The sequence below is a fragment of the Bradyrhizobium uaiense genome, from assembly GCF_010811875.1.
Taxonomy (GTDB): domain Bacteria; phylum Pseudomonadota; class Alphaproteobacteria; order Rhizobiales; family Xanthobacteraceae; genus Bradyrhizobium; species Bradyrhizobium uaiense.
This window is the reverse complement of sequence record NZ_VKHP01000733.1, coordinates 1-252: the sequence shown is the minus strand read 5'-3', so window position 1 is coordinate 252 and position 252 is coordinate 1. Positions and strand designations below refer to the sequence as shown.

The 252-nt window shown below is 57.5% G+C and carries 1 pseudogene; it reads left to right on the top strand.

The window, feature by feature from the left end:
• A pseudogene (locus FNJ47_RS49575) lies at positions 1-229 on the top strand (IS701 family transposase); the annotation flags it as partial.
• Positions 230-252 lie beyond the last annotated feature (23 nt).

Here is a 252-nt window from a genome sequence, read left to right as displayed (position 1 = left end):
TGATCACTTCGAGGGGCGATCATGGAAGGGTCTTCATCGTCACGCCCTGATGACAATGATTGCCTACGCCTTCCTGCAGCATCGCCGCCTCGCACACGCGGGGCGGAAAAAAAAGAATCAACGGACCCCCGCCTCAGCCAACCATGCCCGCCGTACGTCACGCCATCGTCGGTCTCATCCTTCGGCCGCCGTCTCAGCGGTGCCCACACTGCCGAAAACAAATCCTTGAAAAACACCGGTACAAATAGATTC